Origin of the sequence: Streptomyces sp. NPDC047079 (assembly GCF_040643755.1) — a bacterium.
Classification (GTDB): Bacteria; Actinomycetota; Actinomycetes; order Streptomycetales; family Streptomycetaceae; genus Streptomyces.
In genome coordinates, this window is sequence record NZ_JBEYUZ010000001.1 from 516,397 (window position 1) to 540,582 (window position 24,186).

Here is a 24,186-nt window from a genome sequence, read left to right on the forward strand (position 1 = left end):
AGTGCGCACGGGCGAGCGCGGTCCCGACGCGCTCTGACCCGAGGGTCGGCGCCCGCCCACGGCCCGCCAAGGCGCAGGGGCGCTTCAGCCCGCCGTCAGCGTGGCGCGGAGCGCGCCGTCGGGGCCCGCCACCAGCACCGGCGTTCCGGGGCCACCGAGGTCCCGCACCGCCGCCCGGTCATCGGCGGACGCGGTCTCGGCCTCCGTGACCACGGCCGCCGCCTCTAGCGACTTCGCGCCCGACGCCACCGCCATCGCCACCGCGGTCTGAAGGGCGCTCAGCCTCAGCGACTCCAGGGCGACGGTTCCGGCCGCATACGTGCGTCCGGTCTCGTCGCGCACGGCGGCACCCTCCGGCACGCCGTTGCGGGCCCGCACCGAACGGGCCAGGGTGACGATCTTGCGGTCCTCGGGTTCGAGCGCGTTGCTGTCGGTCATGATCCGAGCATACGGAGCCGCGCGGACCGGGCGGTCCCCAGGGGCGCGCGTCCGGGTGCCCTCAGGAGCGCGGCCGGCGCCGTGCGCCCGGCCGCCGGGAACTCACTCCGGCTTCGGCTCCCCCTCGGGGAGCTCGACCGGGCCCACCGGCTCCACCAGCACGGTCACGATCTTGTTCCTGCGGCCCGCCGCCGCCTCCGCGGTCAGACGCAGCTCGCGGCCGTCGGGCAGTTCGACCACGGACGACGCCCCCGCGATCGGCACCCGGCCCAGCGCCTTCGCGAGCAGTCCGCCGACCGTCTCCACGTCCTCGTCGTCGTACGCCTCGAGCCCGTACAGCTCGCCGAGGTCGCCGATGTCGAGGCGGGCGGTGACGCGGTAGCGGTCCTCGCCCAGGTCCTGCACCGGCGGCAGTTCCCGGTCGTACTCGTCGGTGATCTCGCCGACGATCTCCTCCAGGATGTCCTCGATGGTGACGATCCCGGCCGTGCCGCCGTACTCGTCGATGACGACGGCGACGTGGTTGCGCTGCTTCTGCATCTCCCGCAGCAGGTCGCCCGCGTTCTTGGTGTCCGGGACGAAGGTGGCCGGCCGCATGGCGGTGGACACCAGCTCCGACTCGGCGTCCCGGCTGATGTGCGTCTTGCGGGCCAGGTCCTTCAGATACACGATCCCGACGATGTCGTCCTCGTTCTCCCCGGTGACCGGGATGCGCGAGAAGCCGGACCTCAGGGCCAGGGTCAGCGCCTGGCGGATGGTCTTGTGGCGCTCGATGACCACCAGATCCGTCCGCGGGACCATCACCTCCCGGACCAGGGTGTCGCCCAGCTCGAACACCGAGTGCACCATGCGGCGCTCCTCGGCCTCGATGAGGGACTCCTTCTCCGCCAGGTCGACCAGGGCGCGCAGCTCGGCCTCGGAGGCGAAGGGACCGCGACGGAAGCCCTTGCCGGGGGTCAGGGCGTTGCCGAGGAGGATCAGCAGGTTCGGGATCGGACCCATGACCCGGGCCAGCGGGACGAGGATGTACGCCGCCGCCGTCGCCGTGTTCAGCGGATGCTGGCGGCCGATCGTGCGCGGGGAGACGCCGACGGCGACGTACGACACGAGCACCATGACGGCGATCGCGACGAGGAGGGCCTCCGCGGTCCCGGAGAACTCTCTCAGACAGGCGTACGTCACCAGCGACGCGGCGGCCATCTCGCAGGCGACCCGGACCAGCAGCGCCACATTGAGGTAGCGGGTCGGGTCCGCGGCGACCTGGGCGAGCTTGGCGCTGCCGCGCCGTCCGCTGCGTACGGCCTCCTCGGCGCGGAAGCTGGAGACGCGTGCCAGGCCCGCTTCCGCGCAGGCGGCGAGCCAGGCGACGACGACCAGTGCGACCGCGCCGACGACGAGCTGGGGGGTCATGACACGGTCGGGGCCGGGGACGGGCCGGTCAGGCCCTTCTCCGCGCGCCAGCCGTCCACGATGGCGGCCTGGAGGCCGAACATCTCGGCCTTCTCGTCGGGCTCCTCGTGGTCGTAGCCGAGAAGGTGCAGCACTCCGTGGACGGTCAGGAGCTGGAGCTCCTCGTCCATGGAGTGCTGCGTCGCCGCTTCGGCGCCCTGCCTGGCGGCGACCTCCGGGCACAGCACGATGTCACCGAGCAGTCCCTGCGGGGGCTCGTCGTCGTCCTTGGCCGGGGGCCGCAGCTCGTCCATCGGGAAGGACATGACATCCGTCGGTCCCGGCAGGTCCATCCACTGGACGTGCAGCTGCTCCATGGCGTCGGCGTCCACGACGATCACCGAGAGCTCGGAGAGCGGGTGGATGCGCATCCGCGCGAGCGCGTAGCGGGCGATGTCGAGGATCGCCTGCTCGTCGACCTCGGTACCGGACTCGTTGTTGACGTCGATCGACATGGTGCTGCTGGTCTACTTCCCCTTGTGCGCGTGCCCGGCCTTGCCGCGGCCGGGCTTGTGCGTGCCGTTCTCGGTGCCGTTCTTGCTGTCGTACTTCTCGTAGGCGTCGACGATACGGCCGACGAGCTTGTGCCGTACGACATCGCGGGACGACAGGCGGGAGAAGTGGACGTCCTCGACGCCTTCCAGGATTTCCTGCACCTGCCGCAGACCGCTCTTGGTGCCGTTCGGCAGGTCCACCTGGGTGACGTCACCCGTGATCACGATCTTCGAGTCGAAGCCGAGGCGGGTGAGGAACATCTTCATCTGCTCGGGGCTCGTGTTCTGGGCCTCGTCGAGGATGATGAAGGCGTCGTTGAGCGTCCGGCCACGCATGTACGCCAGCGGTGCGACCTCGATCGTCCCGGCGGCCATCAGCCGCGGGATGGAATCGGGGTCGATCATGTCGTGCAGCGCGTCGTAGAGCGGGCGCAGGTACGGGTCGATCTTCTCGTACAGCGTGCCGGGCAGGAAGCCCAGGCGCTCGCCCGCCTCGACGGCCGGACGGGTCAGGATGATCCGGTTGACCTGCTTGGACTGCAGGGCCTGGACCGCCTTGGCCATGGCCAGGTAGGTCTTGCCCGTACCGGCGGGGCCGATGCCGAAGACGATCGTGTGCTTGTCGATCGCGTCGACGTACCGCTTCTGGTTGAGGGTCTTGGGGCGGATCGTCCGGCCGCGCGAGGACAGGATGTTCTGCGTCAGCACCTCGGCCGGGGTCTCGGGCCCGTCGCCCTCGCCGTTCTCGCTGGCCCGGAGCATGGCGATCGAGCGTTCCACTGCGTCCTCCGTCATCGGCTGCCCGGTGCGGAGCACGAGCATCATCTCTGCGAACAGGCGCTGGAGCAGGGCGACCTCCGTCGCGTCGCCGACCGCGCTGATCTCGTTTCCCCGGACATGGATGTCGACCCCCGGGAAGGCCGTCTCGATCACGCGCAGCAGGGAGTCGCCGGAACCCAGCACCATCACCATGGGGTGCTGGGCAGGGACGGTGATCTGCGTTCTCGCCTGCCCCTGCGCGGGGGTGTGAGCTGTGGGTGTCTGAGTCATGGGCCGGCTCTGTAGGCCTGCGATTCCTCCTCCGTACGGCCGCACAGCTGAGGGCGGCCTCGCGGTTTCAAGGGTACGACGCGGCGCTGACAGAGCTATAGGACTTTTCCGTGCGCTTGTACGAAGGCCCTGGGGCACCGGACCGACCGCCGGCGCCGACCCGGCCGGGAGGACCGGCACGGGGCCGGGCTGACGGAGGCGGCCTCGGAGAAGGTCGCTCCACTCGCCGGATCCGCCCCACCAGAGCACCGCCCCGGCCAGTCCGATCACCGCCGCGACCGGGTACAGCACCCGGTAGCCGCCCCGGACACGTGTCGATCGGCGCGGCCAGGGCCGGGGCCGCGACCTGGGGGAGGGCGTTGGCGATGTCGATCAGACCCAGGTCGGGGTCGGGGTGGTCCACGCGGTCCCGCAGGTAGCTGGGGGCGGCGCAGAGTCGGCGGGCCGCTTCGCCCCCGTCATCCCCGCGCCCGCAGCGCGTCCCGCAGCCACCTGTACGACGCCTTCGGGGTCCGCTCCAGGGTCGTGTGGTCCACGTGCACGAGGCCGAAGCGGCGCGCGTACCCCTCGGCCCACTCGAAGTTGTCCAGCAACGACCACACAAAGTAGCCGCGCACATCGACTCCCGCCTCCACCGCCCGGTGCAGCGCCCGGATGTGGCCGTCCAGATAGGCGATGCGCTGCCGGTCCTCGACGCCCTCGTAGGAGCAGCCGTTCTCGGTGATGACGACGGGCGGGAGCCGGTCGCCGTAGCGCTCGCGGAAGCCGGTCAGCAGCTCGGTCAGCGCCTCGGGGACCACCGGCCAGCCGAAGTCGGTGACCGGGTGGCCCTCGATCTCCCGGACCGAGAAGGGGAGTTCGGCGGGCAGGGAGAGACCACCGAACCGGATCTCCTCGCCCTGCGGGGCACCCACCTTCGTCGGCGCGTAGTAGTTGATCCCGTACCAGTCGACCGGTTCCGCGATCACCTCGAGGTCGGCTTCGACGTCACCGGGCATCAGCTCGCCGATGCCCTCGGGGTAGCGCCCCAGCAGAAGGGGGTCGGAGAACAGCCGGTTGAGCAGGACGTCGTAGAAGTCCGCGGCCCCCCTGTCCTCAGGGCTGTCGGACGCCGGCCATGTCGGGCCGTGCGAGTTGGCGATCCCGATGTCGCCCGCCCCCGCCGCGCGCAGGGCCTGTACGGCCAGACCGTGGGCCAGCAGCTGGTGGTGGGCCACCGGCAGCGCGTCGAACATCAGCCGTCCGCCCGGCGCGTGGACACCGAGCGCATGGCCCAGCAAGGTGTGCTCGGCGGGCTCGTTGAGGGTGATCCACTTGTCCACGCGGTCGCCGAGCCGCTCGGCGACGACCGACACGTACGCGGCGAACCGCCTGGCGGTGTCCCGCTCCAGCCAGTCCAGGGTGACCGGCAGGTCCCAGTGGAAGAGGGTCACCACCGGCCGTACGCCCGCCGCGCACAGCTCGTCGACCAGGCGGTCGTAGAAGCCGAGGCCGCCGGGGGAGTTCACCCGGGGCCAGGAGACCGAGAAGCGGTACGCGTCCACGCCGAGGTCCGCCAGGAGGGCCACGTCCTCGCGGTAGCGGTGGTAGTGGTCGCAGGCGACCGCGGCGGTCGAGCCGTCCTTCACCCGGCCCGGCTCGGCGGTGAACGCGTCCCACACGGAGGGCTCGCGCTCCCCGGCCGCCCCCTCGACCTGGTGGGCCGAGGTCGACACGCCCCACAGGAAGCCGGCCGGGAACTGGGGTATCGGGTTCGTCGCCATGCGCCGGATCATCCTTACCGCCGGTAACGGAAGTCAACGGGCAGGTGCGAACTGGCGGCTGTCCGGCGGGCGGGGGCCTCAGGCGCCTTCCTTCAGCACGCGTGAGACCAGTGCTCGCTGCTCCTCCGTCAGCCGGGGATCCGCGCAGTACACGGTCCGGCCGTCCACGCTGATCTCGTAGCTGAAGCCGTCCGGCACACCGGCCGGCGGCGCGCCCCGGCCGGCGGCCAGCGCCCGCTCGGCCAGGGCGTGCCACTCCTGGGCGTCGGCCCGTCCCGAGGTCTCCACCTCGGCCCGGCGCTCGATGCCCGCGAACCCGCCCGTACGCCTCACCCGAATACGCATGGGACCTGTCTAGTACGGGACGGCCCGCCCGGGCTACGGGGCAGGCACCCCGACCTGCTCCCAGGCCTTGAGCACGGCCTCCTGCTCCGCGCCCTCGTGGTAGCGGGCCCGCGCCGCCGCCACCGTCAGCCGCGCGAAGTCCTGGAAGGTCGCCTGGGAATCAAGCTCTCCGCCGGTCAGCACGTCGTACCAGATCTGACCGGCCCGCTCCCAGGCGTGCCCGCCGAGTTCGGTGGCGACCAGGTAGAACGCGTGGTTGGGGATGCCGGAGTTGATGTGCACCCCGCCGTTGTCCCGGCCGGTGCGCACATAGCCGTCCATCGTCCCCGGCTGCGGGTCCTTGCCGAGCACGTCGTCGTCGTACGCGCTGCCCGGTTCCTTCATAGAGCGCAGCGCCTTGCCGGTGACGCGCGGGGCGAGCAACCCGGCGCCGATCAGCCAGTCGGCCTCGGAGGCGGTCTGGCCGAGCGTGTACTGCTTGATCAGCGAGCCGAAGACGTCGGACATCGACTCGTTGAGGGCTCCCGACTGGCCGAAGTAGGCCAGGTTCGCGGTGTACTGGGTGACGCCGTGGGTGAGTTCATGGCCGATGACGTCGACCGGGAGGGTGAAGTCGAGGAAGATCTCGCCGTCGCCGTCGCCGAACACCATCTGCTCGCCGTTCCAGAAGGCGTTGTCGTAGCTCTCGCCGAAGTGCACGCTCGCGTCCAGAGGCAGTCCCTTGCCGTCGATGGAGTCGCGGCCGTACACCCGCAGGAACAGCTCGAAGGTGGCGCCGAGACCCGCGTACGCCCGGTTGACCGTGGCGTCCTCGCCGGGCTCCTCGCCCTCCCCGCGGACCTTGGCGCCGGGCAGGGTCTGCCGGTGCCCGGCGTCGTAGACCGTGCGGTGCGGTGCTCCGGCGCCGGCCGTGGGCGGGGTCGCCGCGGGGGCGCCGATGACGGTGGTCAGCCGGCGGCGGGTGCGCTCCAGGGCATCCCGTTCCAGGGTGCGGCGCGCGGGAGTGGCGAGCGCGGAGTCCTCGTGCCGGGCGACCTCGTCCAGGATGTGCGGCGGCACGATGGTGCAGTAGACGGGCTCAAAGCCCCCGTTGGTGTCCATGTCGGGCACCATTGCACTGAGTGACGACCCTGTCACCCCTGGCAACCATGATTGGTGAAAAGCGGCGACATGGAGGTGTCCGTTCCGTGAAGGGGTGATATGGAGACCTCCCGGAGGAGGGCGTTCTCCGGCTGTGAGCTGACACACTCGTGCCCGAATTGTCTCCCCGGTCCCGCATACTGATACGGACCCTCGCATCCGGCGCGGCTCCACTAACATGCGGAGCATCATGCGTTTCGGGCTGCTCCTCCTTAGCTGCCGCGGCGAGGGCCTGTAGTCGAGGCCGACCCCCTCCCCGCGGAGTTTGGCGTTGCGCCGTCGGCCGTCCTCCCGGACCTCCTGAGGAGCCCACGCACCATGGCCAACCGCCAGCAGCCCACGTCCATGCCGACCCACAAGTACCGCCCGTACGAGCAGGTCGACATCCCCGACCGCACCTGGCCCGACCAGCGGATCGGCCGCGCCCCGCGCTGGCTGTCCACCGACCTGCGTGACGGCAACCAGGCCCTGATCGACCCGATGTCGCCGGCCCGCAAGCGGGCGATGTTCGATCTGCTGGTGAAGATGGGCTACAAGGAGATCGAGGTCGGCTTCCCGGCCTCCGGCCAGACCGACTTCGACTTCGTGCGCTCGATCATCGAGGACGAGGACGCGATCCCGGACGACGTGACGATCTCCGTACTGACCCAGGCCCGCGCGGACCTGATCGAGCGGACCGTCGAGTCCCTGAAGGGCGCCAGGCGCGCGAACGTCCACCTCTACAACGCGACCGCCCCGGTCTTCCGCCGAGTCGTCTTCCGTGGCTCCAAGGACGACATCAAGCAGATCGCCGTGGACGGCACCCGCCTGGTGATGGAGTACGCCGAGAAGCTGCTGGGCCCCGAGACGGAGTTCGGCTACCAGTACAGCCCCGAGATCTTCACCGACACCGAGCTGGACTTCGCCCTGGAGGTCTGCGAGGCCGTCATGGACGTCTGGCAGCCCGGCCCGGACCGCGAGATCATCCTCAACCTGCCCGCCACCGTGGAGCGCTCGACCCCCTCCACGCACGCGGACCGCTTCGAGTGGATGCACCGCAACCTCTCCCGCCGCGAGTTCGTCTGCCTGTCGGCCCACCCGCACAATGACCGTGGCACCGCCGTCGCCGCCGCCGAGCTGGCCGTGATGGCCGGCGCGGACCGCGTCGAGGGCTGCCTGTTCGGCCAGGGCGAGCGCACCGGCAACGTCGACCTGGTCACCCTGGGCATGAACCTCTTCTCCCAGGGCGTCGACCCGCAGATCGACTTCTCCCACATCGACGAGATCCGCCGCACGTGGGAGTACTGCAACCAGATGGAGGTCCACCCGCGCCACCCCTACATCGGGGACCTCGTCTACACCTCCTTCTCCGGCTCCCACCAGGACGCCATCAAGAAGGGCTTCGACGCCATGGAGGCCGACGCGGCAGCGCAGGGCAAGACCGTCGACGACCTCGAATGGGCGGTGCCGTACCTGCCCATCGACCCGAAGGACGTCGGCCGCTCCTACGAGGCGATCATCCGGGTCAACTCGCAGTCCGGCAAGGGCGGCATCGCCTACGTCCTGAAGAACGACCACAAGCTGGACCTGCCGCGCCGGATGCAGATCGAGTTCTCGAAGATCATCCAGACGAAGACCGACGCCGAGGGCGGCGAGGTCACGCCGACGGAGATCTGGAGCGTGTTCCAGGACGAGTACCTGCCGAACCCGGACAACCCCTGGGGCCGCATCCAGGTGAAGACCGGTCAGACGACCACCGACAAGGACGGCGTCGACACGCTGACCGTCGAGGCCACGGTCGACGGCCGGGACACCGTCCTCACCGGCTCCGGCAACGGTCCGATCTCGGCCTTCTTCGACGCCTTGCAGTCCGTCGGCATCGACGTACGCCTGCTGGACTACCAGGAGCACACGATGAGCGAGGGCGCCTCCGCGCAGGCTGCCTCGTACATCGAGTGCGTGATCGACGGCAAGGTTCTGTGGGGCATCGGCATCGACGCGAATACGACACGTGCCTCGCTGAAGGCCGTCGTCTCCGCCGTCAACCGCGCCGCCCGCTAACCCGTCTGACCTGCACGTCCCGGCCCCGTCCGCCCTGAAGGGCGGGCGGGGCCGGGTCATGGACCGGCCATTTCGGCCGAAGATCACGGACAGGTCTCGTCCTGGGTGCTGACTCCGCCTCAACAATGTGGCTAACATCACGCCAGCGCGGCGATGCTGCCGCGTGGTTAGGGAGGTGCGACGTGCTGCCAGGACGGGGACGCAACGCCCGCGGAGTCCGCAGGGGCCGTGTTTCGCAGGTTCTGGGCATCCGTACCGCATGGACCGCCGTCGGCGACGGCGAGTTCTTCTGCCCCGGCTGCGGGGGCGACCGCAACTACCAGCGACTCACCGGACGCCGCCGCCTCGCCCTCGTCGGCGTCCCGGTCCTGCCGCGCGGTGAGACCGGCCCGGTCGTGGAGTGCGCGGCCTGCGGCCACCACTACGGCACGGACGTCCTGGACCACCCCACCACGGTCCGCTTCTCCGCGATGCTCCGCGACGCGGTCCACACCGTCGCCCTCGCGGTCCTCGCCGCGGGCGGCAGCTGCTCCCGCACGGCCCTGGAGACGGCCGCCGGCGCCGTCCGTTCCGCCGGCTTCGACGACTGCACGGTGGACGGGCTCGGCGCCCTGGTCGAGGCCCTGATCGCCGACACCGGCCGGGTCTGCGGGGAACCGGGCGGCGCGAGCCTCGCCATAGAGCTGCACGAGGCGCTGGACCCCCTGGCCCCGCACCTCGCCGCCACCGGCCGCGAGTCGATCCTCCTCCAGGGCGCCCGCATCGCCCTCGCGGACGGCCCCTACACTCCGGCCGAACGCGAAGCCCTCACCACGGTCGGCGCGGCCCTGACCATCTGCTCGGACGAGGTGACCCGCCTGCTGGCGGCGGCCCGCACGCCGTCGTAACGACCGTGTACCCGCAGCAGGGCGCTCCAGGACGGCATCCGTGCCCTCGGCCGGGAGAGCCTCCAGGCCGGACGCCTCGTACCCCGGTACGCCCTCCTCTGCCTCGCCACCGGCCACAGCACTCGCCCTCCGTGTAGCCCTCCGTGTACTCCGCAGGAGGGTCTCACCGCACACCAGATCCCCCGCGCGGCAGGTCTATCGCCATGACGTCGGTGGCACATTGACGGCGACGGGATCTACCACATCCCGTGCCCACCGCAGTGCAGGGAGCGTGCCATGACCCTCATCCGTCGCACCGCCGTCCGAGCCACGATCGCCGCAGTGCTGCTCAGCGTCCTTCCGGTGACGCAGGCGGCGTCCGCCGTATCGCTGCCGCACCGTGGCGGCTGCCTCTCCTCCGTGCCCTACATCGCCGGGCGGGGCGGCTACCACACCTACCGGATCCCGGCGACGGTCGTCACGGGCAAGGGGACCGTGCTCGCCTTCGCCGAGGGGCGGCGGGGCGGAGCCGGGGACAGCGGGGACATAGACGTCGTGCTGAGACGATCCCTCGACGGCGGCTGCACCTGGGGTCCCCTCGCGGTCGTCGCCGCCGGCCGTGGGAACACCCGGGGCAACCCGGCGCCGGTCGTGGACGCACGGACCGGGCGGATCGTCCTCGTCACCTCCTACAACAGCGGCACGGTGAGCGAGGCGCAAATCATGCGCGGCGAGGTGACACCTGGCCAGAGCCGCCGTGTCTTCGTGCAGACGAGCCGGGACGACGGGCGCCGCTTCTCGGCCCCACGGGAGATCACGGCCCAGGTGAAGCGGGCAAACTGGCGGTGGTACGCCACCGGCCCCGGCCACGCCGTCGCCCTCACCCGGGGCCCGCACGCGGGACGTCTCGTCGTGCCCGCCAACCACTCCGCCGCACCGCCCCGCGGCTCCTCCGACACCGGACGGGAGGCCAAGTACTACGGCGCGCACGCGATCTACTCGGACAACGGCGGCATGACCTGGCACCTGGGCTTCAGCGACGACTCCTACGACGGTTACGACAACTCCAACGAAAGCAGTGCCACCCAACTCCCCGACGGACGGCTCTACCTCAGCTCCCGGGACCAGAACGGCAGCAGCGTGGGCAACCGCCTCGACAGCTACTCCGACGACGGCGGCCGGACCCTGGACCGTCCCTACACCGTGCAGCACACCCTGGACGACGTCCCCGTGGTCCAGGGCAGTGTCCTCCAGCTCCGGGGCCCCCAGGCCCCGTTGCTCTTCTCCGGCCCCTCCGTGCCCACCGCGCGTCAGGCGATGGCCATCTGGCGCAGCACCGACGCAGGGGCACACTTCACCAAGCTGCTGAACCTGTCCCGGCGGAAGGCGGCCTACAGCGACCTGGTGGAGCTTCCCGGCAAAGACGCCGGGATCCTCTACGAGACCGGGGCGAAGGGGCCGTACGACACGATCGAGTTCCGGCGGATCCCCGTCGGCCGCCCCGACTGACGGCTACAGCAGCCCCGCCGCCGCCAGGTACTTGCCCACCCGTTCCGTCTCCGCCTCCGACAGCGCCACCTGCGGCTCCGCCGTCGCCGGGCACGCGATCACCCCCCTCAGGCACAGGGCGGCCTTGAAAGCGCCCAGGCCCGAGGAACTCCCGCCCATCCGGGCCGGGTTCCCGACGCCGGTCATGCCGTACAGCGCGCACAGCCGCTCCTGCTCCGCCCGTGCCGCGTCCCAGTCGTGCGCGCGGCACAGGCGGTCCAGGCGGACGTACCCCGCGGGGTCCACGTTGGCCAGCCCCGGGACCGCCCCGTCCGCGCCCAGTGCCAGGGCCGCGTCCACGACCAGCTCGGAACCCGTCAGCACGCTGAAACCCGTGATCCCGGGCCGCGTCCGGGCGCCCGTCACCACCGCGCGGAAAGCGGCCAGATCACCGCTGGAGTCCTTGAGCCCGGCCAGGGTCCCCTCCGCGGCCAGCTCCAGGACCAGCTCCGGACTCAGCTTGGTGGGGACGGAGACCGGGATGTCGTAGGCGACCACCGGCACGGGGGAGCCCTCGGCGACCAGGCGGTAGTGGCGGGCGACCTCCGCCGGATGCGTGCGCGTGTAGAAGGGAGCCGTCACCACGACCGCGTCCGCGCCCGCCCCCGCCGTGTACGCCACATGGTCGAGCACCCGGGGCGTGGTCATGTCGATGGCCCCGGCCAGGACCGGGACCCGGCCGGACACATGGGCCACGACCGTCTCCACCACCAGACGCCGCTGGCGGTCCGTCAAATACGCGGCCTCCGAGGACGAGCCGAGTACGAACAAGGCGTCCACCCCGCCCGACAGCAGATGGTCCACGAGCCTGATGAGCGAGGACACGTCCACCTCGCGATCCGGTGTCAGGGGGGTGCAGACGGGCGGGACGACACCGGTCAGCGGGGTGGGCAGGGTCATCAGGGCTCCCGGGCGTGTTTCTGGTCGGGCAGTACGTGTTCCGGCGGTGCCTCGGCCATGGCGGTGGCCGGGGAGGGCCGTGCCGCCTGGCGCACGAGGTCGCGGGTCGGCACGCCCTCCTCCACAGGATGGTGACAGCGGAAGCGATGACCGTCGGCCGACGCGCCCGAGAACCCCGGCATCGCCGTGGCGCACACCTCGTCCGCCTTCCAGCAACGGGTACGGAAGGGGCAGCCGCTCGGCGGGCGCGTGGCCGAGGGGACCGGACCGGCCAGCGGGATCGGGTCGATCGGGTCCAGCAGACCGGGCGTCGCGGAGAACAGGGCACGGGTGTACGGGTGCCGGGCGTGGCCGGTGACCCGCCCGGCCGGGGCCTCCTCGACGATCCGGCCCAGGTACATGGTGATCACCCGGTCGCTCATGCGCCGCACCGTCTGGATGTCGTGCGAGACGAAGACGAGCGCCAGGCCCAGCCTTTCCTTCAGGTCCAGCAGGAGGTTGAGGATCTGCGCGCGGACCGACACGTCCAGCGCGCTCGTGGGTTCGTCGGCGACCACCAGCTCCGGGTCCAGGGCGAGGGCCCGGGCGATGGCCACCCGCTGCCGCTGGCCGCCCGACAGCTGCCCGGGCAGGGCGTCGGCGAGGGCCCGGGGAAGGCCCACCAGGGACATCAACTCCCCGACGCGCTCCTCCCGTTGGCGCGGGGTGCCACGCCGGTGCACGTCCAGCGGGTCACGCACGACGCGCCGCACGGTCAGCCGGCGGTTCAGCGCCGTCGACGGGTCCTGGAAGACCATTCCGGTGCTGCCTCCGACGGCGGCCCGGCGCTCGGCGGGCGGCATCGACCACAGGTCGCGGCCCCGGAAGAGCACCGTGCCGGACGTCGGCCGTTCCACGCCCACCAGCACCTTCGCCAGCGTCGACTTGCCACAGCCCGACTCGCCGACCACGCCGACCGTCTCCCCGGGCGCCACTCTCAGATCGGCGCCGGTCAGGGCGTACACCCGGTCCCGGGCGAACAGGCCGCCGCTGCGCGCCTTGTGGACGACATGGGCGTCGGAGACTTCCACGATGGCGTCACGGGAGTCACCGCCGTCACGGGAGTCACGGCGCCGGTCACCGGAGTCGCCTCCGTCATGGCGGTCACGGGCGTCACGGGCGTCATGGCGGTCACGGGCGTCGTGGCGGTCACGGGCGCCATCGGCGCCGGAAGGCTCGACGATGGCATTCACGTCACGGCCTCGCTCTCCTCCGTCGTCACCAGGTCCACCGCCGGGTGGTGGCAGGCCGCCGTGTGCGTGCGTGTGCCCGCCAGGCCGGGCGCCGTCGTCCGGCACACCTCGCTCGCCCGCGGGCAGCGGTCCGCGAAGCGGCAGCCGGCCGGGAAGTCGGCGGGTGCGGGGACGACCCCCTTGATCTGTGTCATCCGCGTGGCCGCCGACTCCAGCGACAGGACACTGCCGAGCAGCCCGCGCGTGTAGTGGTGGGCCGGCGCCTCCACCAGGTCCGCGGTCACCCCCGTCTCCACGATCTGCCCGCCGTACATCACCACCACCCGGTCCGTGACGTCCGCCACCAGTGCCAGATCGTGCGAGACGAGGATCAGCGCGAACCCGAGCTCAGCCCGCAGCCGCAGCAGCAGTTCGATGATCTGCGCCTGAACGGTCACGTCCAGCGCGGTCGTCGGCTCGTCGGCGATGATCAGCCTGGGATCGCGGGAGAGCGCGAGGGCGATCAGGACCCGCTGACGCTGGCCGCCGGACAGTTCGTGCGGATAGCTGCGCAGCGTGCGTTCGGGATCCAGCCCTACCAGGCTCAGCAGCTCCGCGGGGCTCCGGCGGCCGCCCCGGCGTACGACCTGTCTCAGCTGCGCCCGGATCGTCATCGCCGGATTCAGGGAGGACAGCGCGTCCTGATAGATCATCGCCATCTCGTGGCCGAGCAGCCTGCGCCGCACGCGCATCGGTTCGGCGAGCAACTCCCGCTGCCCGAAACGGACCTGGCCGCGCACCCGGGCGCCCTTCGGTTGCAGCCCCATGACCGTGAGCGCGGTGAGGGACTTCCCGCAGCCCGACTCGCCGACCAGCCCGAGGACCTCACCGGGGCGTACCTCGAAGCTGATGCCGTCGACGATGTCCACGCCGTGGTGCCGGCCGGGGAAGCCGATGGCGAGGTTCTCCACCGCGAGCACCGGCGGGCCGTCCGGGAGCGGACGGGCACGGGAGCGCAGCCGCCGTGCCGCCTCGGCGAGCCCCGGCAGTGCCACCACCTCGCCGCTGCCGGGCTCCGGCGTCTCCAGCCGGTCGCCGTCGCCCCGCACCCTGACGGCACGGGCCGCGGGAGCCGCCCACGCGTCCGACACGCCCTCGGACAGGATGTTCAGCGACAGGACCGTGACCAGCATCAGCAGGCCGGGGAAGACCGTCGCCCACCAGCCGCCGGTCAGCACCATGTTCTTGCCGTCCGCGATGACGCTGCCCCACGACGGGTCCGGGGGCCGCACGCCCGCCCCGATGAAGGACAGCGACGCCTCGAACACGATCGCCTCGGCCACCTGCACCGTGCAGAACACCAGCACGGGCGCGGCGCAGTTGACCGCCACGTGCCGCAGCACGATATGGGCGGTCCGCGCGCCGATCACGCGTTCGGCCGTGACGTAGTCCTCGCCGTACTGGTCCAGCACGTTCGCCCGTACGACCCGGGCGACCGGCGGGGTGAACAGGAACGCGATCGCACAGATCAGCACGGTGATGCCGCCGCCGAAGACGGAGATGAGGACGGCCGCGAGCGCGATGCCGGGGAACGCCATGACGACGTCCAGGCAGCGCATCAGCGTCTCGTCGACGGCCTTGCGGGAGGTGGCCGCGACCGCGCCGAGCAGGGCCCCCACGACCAGGGCCAGCGCCGTCGCCCCGAGCCCGATCGCGAGCGACCAGCGGGCCCCGTACATCAGCCGGCTGAGGATGTCCCGGCCGAGGCTGTCCTGCCCCATCCAGTGGCCGGCGGAGGGGTGCCCGGTGCCGTCGACCGGCTCCTGCTGGTCGAGCGGGTCGTGGGGGGCGAGCACCGGGGCGAGCAGCGCCACCAGCACCACGACCGCGAGGAAGCAGACCGCGGCCTTCGACAATGGCGGCATCCGGCGCCAGCCGCGCAGCCGGATGCCGGGACGGGACAGGGCCTCGCCCAGGCCCCTGCGTGTGGTGATCATCGGGCCGCATCCCTCAGTCGCGGGTTGACCAGCAGATACAGGATGTCGATGACGAGGTTGACGACCACGAAACCGGTCGCCGTGGTCAGGACCACGCCCTGGACGACGGCCGGGTCGCCGTTCTTGACGGCGTCGATCATCAGCTTGCCCATCCCGGGCAGCGAGAAGATGGTCTCGATGACGACCGCGCCGCCCAGCAGATACCCCACGCGCAGGCCGAGCACGGTCAGCGGGTTGATGAGCGCGTTGCGCAGCACGTTCCGGCCGACCACCACCCGGGGTGGCAGCCCGCTGCCGATCGCCGTGCGCACGTAGTCCTTGTCCAGCTCCTCCACCACGGCCGTCCGCACGATCCGGGTCAGCTGTGCCGCCACCGGCAGCGACAGCGCGAAGGCGGGCAGGGTCATCGTCCTCAGCCACCCGGTGAAGGAGTCGGCCGGGTTGATGTACCCGCCGGTCGGGAACCAGCCCTGGCCGACCGCCAGATACTGGATCATCAGCAGCGCCAGCCAGAAGCCCGGTGCGGCGACGCCGGTCAGCGACACCACCCGGATGATCTGGTCCGGCAGCCGGTCCCGGTGGATCGCGGCCGTCACCCCGCCGGCGAGGGCCAGCACCACCGCGATGCCGAGCCCGAGGAAGGTGAGCTGGAGGGTGAGCGGCAGCGCCGTGGTGACCTGCTCGACCACCGGCGCCCGGGTCAGGGCGCTGGTCCCCATGTCGCCGTGGAGCAGATCGCCCACGAAGTGGACGTAGCGCACCGGCAGCGGATCGAGCAGTCCGTTCCGCAGCCGGAAGTCGTGCAGTTGCTGCGGTGTCGGGTTGGCGCCCTGGAAGAACGCGGAGGCCGGGTCGACATCGGAGAACCGCATCACGAGGAAGACGAACAGCACGATGCCGAGCATCAGCGGCACCAGCAGCAGGACGCGGCGGGCCAGGATCCTGGCGATGGCGACCACTGACCGACTCCCTACTCGCTACACCCACTTGGCCTGGAGCAGGTTGATGCCCGGGTAGGGCTGTGCCCTTATCCCGGTGAGTTCCCTCGGGTTCCAGGCGGTGATCAGCTCGTTGTGGACGACCGGGTAGAGCACGGCCTGCTCGGCGACGACGTCGATGTAGTCCTGGATCATCGCCTTCTTCCGCTCGGGGTCGGACTCCCGGGTCGCCCGGTCCATGTCCCCGAAGAGCTTCTTGGCGACGGGGTCGTCGGCCCAGCGGGCGTACTGCATCCACAGGTTCTGCGGGCCGTAGTTGTAGTGCATGATCAGGTCCGCGTCGAGGCCGAACTGGTTGGGGTTCGACGCGGCGGCGACGACCTGGTAGTCCTGCTTCTGGTCCATCTTCGTGAAGACGGCCGTGGTCTCCTGCGGCGACAGCGTGGTCCGTACGCCGATCGCGTCCCACGAGGACTTGATGGTGGGCAGGCAGTCGACGATCCAGCTCACGTTCACCGAGAGGACGTCGATCCTCAACCCGCTGACTCCTGCCTCCTTCAGCAGTGCCCGCGCCTTGTCGGGGTCGTAGTCGTAGACGGTCTTCGCCCGCCGGTAGGCCGGATTGGCCTCGTTGAGGAAGGAGGTCGACGGCTTTCCGTGTCCCTTCAGGGCCACCTCGACCATCTTTCGGGTGTCGATGGCGTAGTGGAGCGCCTGCCGGACACGGACGTCGTCGAAGGGCTTGTGCTTGGTGTTGAACATCAGGAACAGGTTGTTCATCCCGGCCCCGCCCCTCACCGTCAGCCCGTCGGCGGTGAGCTGCCGGATGTTGGCGTAGGGGATGTTGTCCGCGATCTGCGCCCCCGCGTCGGCGCCGGAGATCCTGGCGACGCGCGGCGCGGCGTCGACGATCGTCAGCCAGTTCATCTTCTTGAAGGCGGGCTTGCGCGGCCCGTTGTAGTCGGCGAACGCCTCGAAGGTGGTGTTGGACTTCGGGTGGTGCGCGGTCTGCCGGTACGGCCCCGAGCCCACCGCCAGCCCCTTGATCGCGTCGTCCCAGGCGCCGGGCCTGGAGAAGACGTGCTTCGGCATGACCTTCGCCAGGGTCAGACGGGAGACTCCCTCCGGGAAGGGGAACTTGAGCCTCAGCTCCACGGTCTCCGCGTCGACCTTGCGGACCTCCTGCAGCCAGCTCGCGAAGAACCCCTTGCCGAGGGTCTGCGTGTCCGGGTCCAGGATCCGGTCGAAGACGAACACCACGTCGTCGGCCGTGACCGGATGCCCGTCGTGAAACTTGGCTCCCGCCCGCAGGGTGAACCTCCAGGTCGTGCCGCCGAGGTCCTTCGGCACCTCGGTGGCGAGCGCCGGGTACGGCTCCCGTGTGATGGGGTCCGTGTCGAGCAGGCCCTCGTAAATGTGGTTGTTGGCGGCCATGCAGAAGGCCGAGGCGGTCTGGGTGGGATCCCAGCTGCCGTCGTTGCCGTAGCCGATGACCGCCGTCAGTGTCCGGTTCCCGCCGCCCCCGCTGCCGGTGTCGTTGGTGGACTCCGGGCCCGAGGAGCAGGCGGCCAGCGACGAGGACAGGGCGGCGGCCGCGCCCAGCGCGCCGGAGTACTTCAGGAACGTCCGGCGGGCCGGCGCCGGTACGTCAGGGGTCACGTCGCGCACGGTTCCTCCAGCAAAGGTGGTCTCGGTGGGGGCTCGGACAGGGGCTCGAGGATGGGGAGATACGACGTCCTACGTCATGGGCGGCAGCGCGACCATAGGTGGGGGCGTGAGGACGGTCAAGGGGACGCACACGAATGGACCAGCCGTCAAAGGTGCGACCAATGACGGCTGGAAATGCGGGGAGTTGACGTTTTTCATCCGTGCCGGAGACGGGACGCCCAAGGGGCACGCGCGTACGATGCGGCGCATGGCCGATGACCCCGGGAACCGGCGCAGGACCGAGCGGCGCGTGAGCAGCCGGATCCAGCGCGAGGTCATGCAACTCATCCTCGATCGCAAACTCAGGCCCGGCGCGCCGCTGCCCACGGAGTCGGAGCTGATGGAGGACCTCGGGGTGAGCCGCAACTCGGTCCGTGAGGCGCTCAAGGCCCTCCAGGCGCTCGACATCGTGGAGATCCGGCACGGATACGGGACGTATGTGGGGCAGGCATCGCTGACCCCCTTCGTGGACGGGCTCACCTTCCGCACGCTCACCCGGCCCGATGACGAGATGGACGCCCTGAACGAGATCCTCCAGGTCCGCGAGGTGCTGGAGGAGGGGCTGATCAGGCGGGTCGCCATGACGCTGTCCGAGCCGGAGCTGGAGCGTCTGGAGGACGTGGTGGCCCGGATGGAGGAAGCGGGCCGTGGGGGCCGTTCCTTCCCCGACCTGGACCGGGAGTTCCACGAGTTGCTCTACGGATCGCTGGGCAACGAGCTCGTGCCGCAGCTTCTGAGCGCGTTCTGGACGGTGTTCCGGCGGGTCGCCCGGGCCCGGGACTGGGCGGACGGCGCGGCCCCGCAGCTGACGGCGCGCCGCCACCGCGACATCGTCACGGCCCTGCGGGCGCGGGACGTCGAGGGCGCGGAGCGGGCGATGACGGACCACTTCCGGGGCATCGAGGACCGCACGGCCCAGGAGTACGGCGAGCCGTCCGGCGGCTTCTGAGGGGTCCTCGCACTACAGGCTCAGCTCCAGCACCAGGCGGTGCTCGCCCGGTCCGAAGTAGTTTCTGCGCAGCCCGCCCTCGGGTGCCGCGGGGGAGAAGCCGGAGGACTTGTAGAGGGCGATGGCCGCCGCGTTGGTGGGCTCGACGGTGAGCCTGACCTCCCGTACGCCGTCGTGGCGCAGCCGCCGCAGGATCTCCAGCATCAGCCGCCGCCCCAGACCCTCCCCGCGCCGTTCCCGGGCGACACCCAGCCCGAGCACCCAGCCGAGCCCGGTGCCCATCACGGTGCCGGCCAGCACGTAGCCCTGCAACGCCTCGCCGTCGTCGAGGACGAGGAGGTGATCCGCGTACATGTCGAACAGCTGGCGCAGCATGAAGTACGGGTACGCCACCTCCTGGAAGACCTCCCGGTCGAGACGGTGCAGCTCCGGCAGGTCGGACTCGGTGACGCCTCTCATCCGCACGGACCGCTCCTGGGCGGGACGGAAAAGGCCCTGGCCGGTGAGCGACGCGAAAGGATCTCCTGAGCGTTCCGCTGGATGAGCGGTCATGGCCCCCCCTGGTCAAAGGTCCGGGGCGCACCGGCCCCATATGGGTGAATAAGACTCGGATGGCGCACACCCTGCCGTCCGGTTCGCTTTCGGCGGGGTTTTGACCAGCATCTCCCGGCGGTGTCCGCCCGCTCAAGGAGGGTTCAGGACCAAGAGGCCGATGTGCCATTGCCCCGGTCGGCCGTCCGGGCTTCCCCCCGTCGCGGCAAAGGGGATCCGCGTCCTCTCACCCGTTGGTACGGTTAAGCATGGACCTGGAAGCCCTACAGGGGGCACCCAAACTCAACGCCGATGCCCCGTGGGACGCATTCGACCCTCACGCGTACATCGATCGCAATTACCGCGAGCTGCTCGACGTGGACGCGGAGATCATCGCGTATGTGCGCGACCACTTCAGCGATCATTTCCGTGAGAATTTCGAACGGCCGGTTTTGGGTATTGACGTCGGAGCGGGGGCCAACCTCTACCCCGCACTGTCCATGCTGCCGTGGTGCAAGGAGATCACCCAGCTGGAGCTTTCGAGTGCGAACGTCGAGTACCTGAGGGAACAGCGGGTCAACTTCGACCAGGGCTGGGACAGTTTCTGGCGCGTGCTGCGAGAGGGCCCCGCCTATCGCGAGATCGACGAAAAACGGAGGGCGAGATTCACCGACACCGTCCGGGTCGAGCGCGGCAATCTGTTCGGTCTGGTCCGCCGTCCCGCGCACTGGGCCATCGGAACGATGTTCTTCGTCGCCGAGTCCATGTCCGACTCCCACGCGGAGTTCCGTCGCGCTGTCGCGTGCTTCATGCGGGCCCTGGCGCCCGGTGCTCCCTTCGCCGCCGCGTTCATGGCCCGTTCCACTGGGTATGACGTCGGCGACGAACATTTTCCGGCGTGCGACGTCGACGAGTTGCAGGTGCATGAGAGTCTCAGGCCATTTGCCGGAAAGATCGCCGTCCTGGGGCTGAGGAAGCCGACGGACATGGTGCGCCCGGGACACGAGGGGATGATCCTTGCCCTCGGTCACCGGAATTCCGAGGTTCATTTCTGACAGAGGGTACGGAATACAGGGGCAGAGCGACCTGTGTGAGGGGCATGGGGATGCAGATCAAGCCACGTCAGCACCTGCTCGACATCTGGCAGGCCATGGCCCGCCACTCGTTCGACGGCGGCAAGTGGTCCTGGGGGGAATGGGGCGGCCGCAGCAGTGTCGCGGACGCCGAACGGCTGCTGTGCCTCATGTACCCCGCCACCGAGATCCCCGCGTTCCGTCTCGACGAGCCCGACACCACCCAGACGGACGTCGAGCGGGCGCTGAAACGGGTCGGCGGGCGCACCGAGATCCCCGCCAACCTCGTCACGGTGCTCGACCAGTTCATGCGCACGCACACCGGCCCGGACGCCACCCCCACCTTCGCCGGCGGCTACTACTTCACCTCCCAGGACCACAAGCAGGAGATCACCCGGGAGCAGCGGGAACTGGGCGTGGTCGACTCCTTCTCCATGTCGGTCACCCTCTGCCTCGCCACGCTCGGATTCCTCAAGGTCTACGGGGACCGCACCTCCCGCAGTGACACGAGGAAGGCCATCGAGCAGCTCAGGGAGGCCACCAGCATCCGTCTGACCGCCGCGATGGTCAGCCTGCTGCGCTCCTTCACCGTCAACGTCTTCGACGCCAACTCCGCCCAGGGGCAGCGGTTACGCCGACTGGTCGGCCAGGGGAAGCTGTCGGAGCGCGCCGTCCTCCAGCAGTTCCAGCGCAGATTCAAACCCCTGCGCGCCACGATCACCGAGAGCTTCGTCCTCGGCGTCGACGTCGAGGAACGGCTCAGGGACGACAACCAGCTCTTCGAATGCGGCTGGGCCTGGAGCCTGGTCAAGGACGCACCCAAGGTGGAGACCAGCGACCCGATCGGCGTGCAGGCCGACGGCGTCGCCGAGGCGGTGCCCTACCTGTACTTCACGGTGGTCGCCCTCGACGGCATCCAGGACCTCTTCTCCGACCGCACCCTGACCCTGGGTCTGCTCAACCCCGAACAGCAGAAGCTCGCCGAGGCACTGCGGCTGCGCTGGGAGATCACCCAGCAGTACTGGTCCGGCATCGCCCGCTTCGACCCCGAACGCTGGCCGCTGGAGGACCTCCCCTGGCGCACCACCGGCCAACTGCTGGAATCCGAGTACTTCTCGCTCTCCGTCGCCGCCATCCTGGTCCACGACCTGGTGCGCAGGCGGGCCACCGACGAGGACCTCACCCGCACCGTGACGGTCATGGAGCGCCTCGCCGAACGCGGCCGCATCACCAGCCGTATGACGCGCGACGACCCCGCCGTAAGCCTCCACAACCCCGGCGTCACCCTGCCCCTGCAAGGCAGCGAGAGCGCGGGCGCGCCCCTTCAGTGGACCATGACCGACTTCTCGGCCCAGCTGCTCAAACGCACCATCCAGCTCAGCGAGCTGTCCCGCAACATCACCGCCCAGGACCGCCTGCTCCGGCTCGCCGAGGAGATCTTCGGGCATCTGTGGCAACGCCGCATCCAGGAGGGCGAGGGCATCGGCCTGTGGGACAACGTCCGTGCCGTGTACCCCGGCTCACCCCAGGGCTCGGGCCGGGTGTCGTGGAGCGTCACCGAGCGGGTCACCGAATGCATGGTGGCCGCCCGCAAGCTCTATGTGCAGCGGCCGATCCGCAGCGCCGAACTGGCGATCCTGGCACGCGCGTTGCTGAGCGAGTCCACCCATCTGTTCGGCTTCGAGCAGATGGAGCCCACCCTCGCGGCCGACGGCGAGCGCGCGAAGTCGCTGCGCAGCATAGAGATCCGACTGCGCCGGGCCCGCAGGATCCTCGACGAGCAGCCGGGTACGGCCTGCGCGCTGACGCTGTCCGTGCTCGGTGAACTGGACGTCCTGGCCCAGGCCCGCGACGCGGCCCGGGAGGTGTGAGACCGTGCTCGTCTTCGCCGCCTCCGACAAAGGAGGCACGGGCCGCTCCGTGACCAGCGCGAACCTCGCCTACCAACGCGCACTCACCGGTGACGACGTGTGCTACGTCGACTTCGACTTCGGCTCGCCCACCGCCGCCGCCGTCTTCGACGTACCCGGAGAGCTGGGGATCGACCGCGGCGGCCTGCACACCTACCTGGAGGCCGGCACGGCGGAGCCGGCCCGCGTCGACATCTGGACCCACACCCTGCACCCGGTGCTGCGCAACCGGCCCAACGGCTCCGGCCGGCTGGTCCTGCTGCCGGGAGACGCGAGCGGCGGCGAGTTCGCCACGGACCAGGACACCCTTCGCCGCTGCGTCGATCTGCTGCTCCGGCTCAACAGCGAGTTCGACGTCATCATCGTCGACCTGAGCGCCGGACGCAGCTACGCCATGGACATGGTGCTGGAAGCGACCGCACAGCCCGAACTGCGGGGCGTCCAGGCCCGCTGGCTGGTCTTCCACCGCTGGACCCGGCAGCACGTACTCGCGGCGTCGGGACTGGTCTTCGGCGAACACGGCATCCTCAACGGCGCGGCGGCCGGCCTCCACGACAAGGACGCGCTCCGCCGTTCCATCCGCTTCGTACGGGCCGCCGTACCCGACCCGGAGTCCGCGCTGTGGTCCCAGGTGTCGCCCGCCCAGTCCGTCTGGATGCAGCGGTGCGACGACTATCTGCGCCAGCTCGCCTCCGACCGGAAGATCGGGGACAGCGTCGTCCTCGGGACCATCCCGCTGGAACCCGTCCTCCAATGGCGCGAGCAGCTCATCACCGAGGAGGACGTGCTGTCCACGCAGATCGCCAACAAGGAGACGCTGGAGGCACTGGAGGAACTCGCCCGGAAGATCACCGACGACGCCCACTGGGGGCACTCGTGACGGACGCCGTGTTCCGGGAGACCGCCGCCGAGCCGCTCACCCGCTCCTTACCCCTGTCCCATCTCTCCCTGGAGCTGGGCCACCTGTACATGGAGGACTTCCAAGGCGGCGCCCAGCGGCTGCGGCGGCACTTCGAGAGCGTGAAGCCCTGGGCGGAGGCCGCCCGCGCCGACGCCACCGCCCGGGCCGGCGGCAAACGCCCCCGCATCAGCACCTGCTTCCTCATCGACGACTACTTCACCCGTTTCTCCACGCCCGCCGAGGTGGTACCGGTCCTGCTCGCCGAGGCCGAGCGCGCCGGGCTGGTCATCGACTACCTGGCCAGGGAGTCCGGCTGCGCCGTGGCGGACAAGGTGCCGCTCGCTGAATCGGTGGCGGGCCGATTGGTCGAATCACCGCCGCCCGGCAGCTACGGCCTGCGCCCGCCCGTGGACCAGACCGGCTGGCTCGCCAACGGGGTGCGCACTCCCGCCCAGCGCGCCCAGGCGATGAAGCGGTCGGGGGCCTGGCAGCCTCCCCAGGAGACCGCCGCCCACCGGCACTCCGTCTTCCTGGACGTCGAACTGTGGGACGACAAGGAAGGGCACCGCACCTGGTCCTGCCCCTTCCTCGCCGCGGTCTGGCAGCTGACCCGCCTCGGCCTGCTCCGCAACGAGGGCGAACCCGTCTTCGTCCCCCGAGCCCACTCCTCGGGCGGCTTCCCGCCCGAATGGGACCACCTCGCCCCGCTGCTCCAGCTCAACGCCGACGCCACCCCCTTCAACGCCTACCGCACCTGCTCCGTGCTGCCTTCGCGATTCCTCCCCATCGAGCACGCCGTGCGCATCATCCTCGACCAGACCGAGGTGGACGCGGGCGCGCTCGGGCAGATAGCCGAGCGGTCGCAGCGCGAGGGCATCGCGGTACCCGACTCCGTGGCGGACCGGGCCTCCTACGTCTTCTACCCGGGGTGGTGAC

The 24,186-nt window shown here is 70.5% G+C and carries 21 protein-coding genes; 8 read left to right on the forward strand and 13 right to left on the reverse strand.

Going from position 1 to position 24,186, the window contains the following annotated elements; all coding sequences use genetic code 11:
* Positions 1-84: 84 nt before the first annotated feature.
* From ABZ823_RS02255 to ABZ823_RS02285, 7 genes are all read right to left on the reverse strand, one after another.
* Positions 85-438 carry a cytidine deaminase gene (locus tag ABZ823_RS02255; RefSeq protein ID WP_361652709.1) on the reverse strand — a complete coding sequence of 118 codons (354 nt, stop codon included), beginning with the start codon at positions 436-438 and terminating at the stop codon, positions 85-87.
* A gap of 102 nt (positions 439-540) precedes the next feature.
* Positions 541-1,848, reverse strand: a complete 1,308-nt coding sequence (locus tag ABZ823_RS02260) for a hemolysin family protein (protein WP_361652711.1) — start codon at positions 1,846-1,848, stop codon at positions 541-543.
* Complete coding sequence (gene ybeY / locus ABZ823_RS02265; RefSeq protein WP_361652713.1) at positions 1,845-2,342, reverse strand: rRNA maturation RNase YbeY; 498 nt, start codon at positions 2,340-2,342, stop codon at positions 1,845-1,847. Before ybeY ends, ABZ823_RS02260 begins: the two co-directional genes overlap by 4 nt.
* 12 nt (positions 2,343-2,354) lie before the next feature.
* The gene (locus tag ABZ823_RS02270; protein ID WP_361652715.1) at positions 2,355-3,431 is read right to left on the reverse strand and encodes a PhoH family protein; all 1,077 of its coding nucleotides are present in this window, start codon (positions 3,429-3,431) and stop codon (positions 2,355-2,357) included.
* A 458-nt stretch (positions 3,432-3,889) separates the two neighbouring features.
* On the reverse strand, positions 3,890-5,194 hold the full coding sequence (locus ABZ823_RS02275) for a GH1 family beta-glucosidase (protein WP_361652717.1): 1,305 nt from the start codon (positions 5,192-5,194) through the stop codon (positions 3,890-3,892).
* A 78-nt stretch (positions 5,195-5,272) separates the two neighbouring features.
* The gene (locus ABZ823_RS02280; RefSeq protein ID WP_361652719.1) at positions 5,273-5,539 is read right to left on the reverse strand and encodes a protealysin inhibitor emfourin; all 267 of its coding nucleotides are present in this window, start codon (positions 5,537-5,539) and stop codon (positions 5,273-5,275) included.
* Positions 5,540-5,572: 33 nt separating this feature from the next.
* Positions 5,573-6,640 carry a M4 family metallopeptidase gene (locus ABZ823_RS02285; RefSeq protein WP_361652721.1) on the reverse strand — a complete coding sequence of 356 codons (1,068 nt, stop codon included), beginning with the start codon at positions 6,638-6,640 and terminating at the stop codon, positions 5,573-5,575.
* Positions 6,641-6,997: 357 nt separating this feature from the next.
* Between ABZ823_RS02285 and leuA the strand changes: the two genes are divergently transcribed.
* The 3 genes from leuA (at position 6,998) to ABZ823_RS02300 (ending at position 11,094) form a co-directional block, all read left to right on the forward strand.
* Positions 6,998-8,719 carry a 2-isopropylmalate synthase gene (leuA, locus tag ABZ823_RS02290; RefSeq protein WP_361652723.1) on the forward strand — a complete coding sequence of 574 codons (1,722 nt, stop codon included), beginning with the start codon at positions 6,998-7,000 and terminating at the stop codon, positions 8,717-8,719.
* Between the two features lie 182 nt (positions 8,720-8,901).
* Complete coding sequence (locus ABZ823_RS02295; protein WP_361652725.1) at positions 8,902-9,606, forward strand: TerB family tellurite resistance protein; 705 nt, start codon at positions 8,902-8,904, stop codon at positions 9,604-9,606.
* A 276-nt stretch (positions 9,607-9,882) separates the two neighbouring features.
* Positions 9,883-11,094: a sialidase family protein gene (locus ABZ823_RS02300; RefSeq protein ID WP_361652727.1), complete on the forward strand. Its 1,212-nt coding sequence runs from the start codon at positions 9,883-9,885 to the stop codon at positions 11,092-11,094.
* A gap of 3 nt (positions 11,095-11,097) precedes the next feature.
* On the opposite strand, the gene ABZ823_RS02305 is transcribed toward ABZ823_RS02300, so the two are convergent.
* The 5 genes from ABZ823_RS02305 to ABZ823_RS02325 form a co-directional block, all read right to left on the reverse strand.
* Positions 11,098-12,033, reverse strand: coding sequence for a dihydrodipicolinate synthase family protein (locus ABZ823_RS02305; protein WP_361652729.1), 936 nt, complete (start codon positions 12,031-12,033; stop codon positions 11,098-11,100).
* The gene (locus ABZ823_RS02310) at positions 12,033-13,103 is read right to left on the reverse strand and encodes an ABC transporter ATP-binding protein (RefSeq protein ID WP_361652855.1); all 1,071 of its coding nucleotides are present in this window, start codon (positions 13,101-13,103) and stop codon (positions 12,033-12,035) included. The genes ABZ823_RS02305 and ABZ823_RS02310 overlap by 1 nt, the downstream gene beginning before the upstream one ends.
* A gap of 158 nt (positions 13,104-13,261) precedes the next feature.
* Positions 13,262-15,241, reverse strand: a complete 1,980-nt coding sequence (locus ABZ823_RS02315; protein ID WP_361652731.1) for a dipeptide/oligopeptide/nickel ABC transporter permease/ATP-binding protein — start codon at positions 15,239-15,241, stop codon at positions 13,262-13,264.
* Positions 15,238-16,200, reverse strand: coding sequence for an ABC transporter permease (locus ABZ823_RS02320; protein WP_361652733.1), 963 nt, complete (start codon positions 16,198-16,200; stop codon positions 15,238-15,240). The genes ABZ823_RS02315 and ABZ823_RS02320 overlap by 4 nt, the downstream gene beginning before the upstream one ends.
* Before the next feature lie 18 nt (positions 16,201-16,218).
* Entirely contained in the window at positions 16,219-17,847 is a 1,629-nt protein-coding gene (locus ABZ823_RS02325; protein ID WP_361652735.1) for an ABC transporter substrate-binding protein, read from the reverse strand.
* Between the two features lie 238 nt (positions 17,848-18,085).
* On the opposite strand from ABZ823_RS02325, the gene ABZ823_RS02330 reads away from it, so the two are divergent.
* A complete protein-coding gene (locus ABZ823_RS02330; RefSeq protein WP_361652737.1) occupies positions 18,086-18,835 on the forward strand; it encodes a FadR/GntR family transcriptional regulator in 750 nt (249 codons plus the stop codon).
* A gap of 12 nt (positions 18,836-18,847) precedes the next feature.
* Here ABZ823_RS02330 and ABZ823_RS02335 read toward each other — a convergent pair whose 3' ends face one another.
* Positions 18,848-19,387 (reverse strand): GNAT family N-acetyltransferase, encoded by a 540-nt coding sequence (locus tag ABZ823_RS02335; RefSeq protein WP_361652739.1) that lies wholly within the window; start codon positions 19,385-19,387, stop codon positions 18,848-18,850.
* Between the two features lie 248 nt (positions 19,388-19,635).
* Between ABZ823_RS02335 and ABZ823_RS02340 the strand changes: the two genes are divergently transcribed.
* Genes ABZ823_RS02340 through ABZ823_RS02355 form a run of 4 tightly spaced genes read left to right on the forward strand, consistent with a single transcriptional unit; the run spans position 19,636 to position 24,185 of the window.
* The gene (locus tag ABZ823_RS02340) at positions 19,636-20,421 is read left to right on the forward strand and encodes an SCO2525 family SAM-dependent methyltransferase (RefSeq protein ID WP_361652741.1); all 786 of its coding nucleotides are present in this window, start codon (positions 19,636-19,638) and stop codon (positions 20,419-20,421) included.
* A gap of 50 nt (positions 20,422-20,471) precedes the next feature.
* On the forward strand, positions 20,472-22,310 hold the full coding sequence (locus ABZ823_RS02345; RefSeq protein ID WP_361652743.1) for an SCO2524 family protein: 1,839 nt from the start codon (positions 20,472-20,474) through the stop codon (positions 22,308-22,310).
* Between the two features lie 4 nt (positions 22,311-22,314).
* Positions 22,315-23,229, forward strand: coding sequence for an SCO2523 family variant P-loop protein (locus tag ABZ823_RS02350; RefSeq protein ID WP_361652745.1), 915 nt, complete (start codon positions 22,315-22,317; stop codon positions 23,227-23,229).
* Positions 23,226-24,185 carry an SCO2522 family protein gene (locus ABZ823_RS02355; RefSeq protein ID WP_361652747.1) on the forward strand — a complete coding sequence of 320 codons (960 nt, stop codon included), beginning with the start codon at positions 23,226-23,228 and terminating at the stop codon, positions 24,183-24,185. The genes ABZ823_RS02350 and ABZ823_RS02355 overlap by 4 nt, the downstream gene beginning before the upstream one ends.
* Position 24,186: the final 1 nt, after the last annotated feature.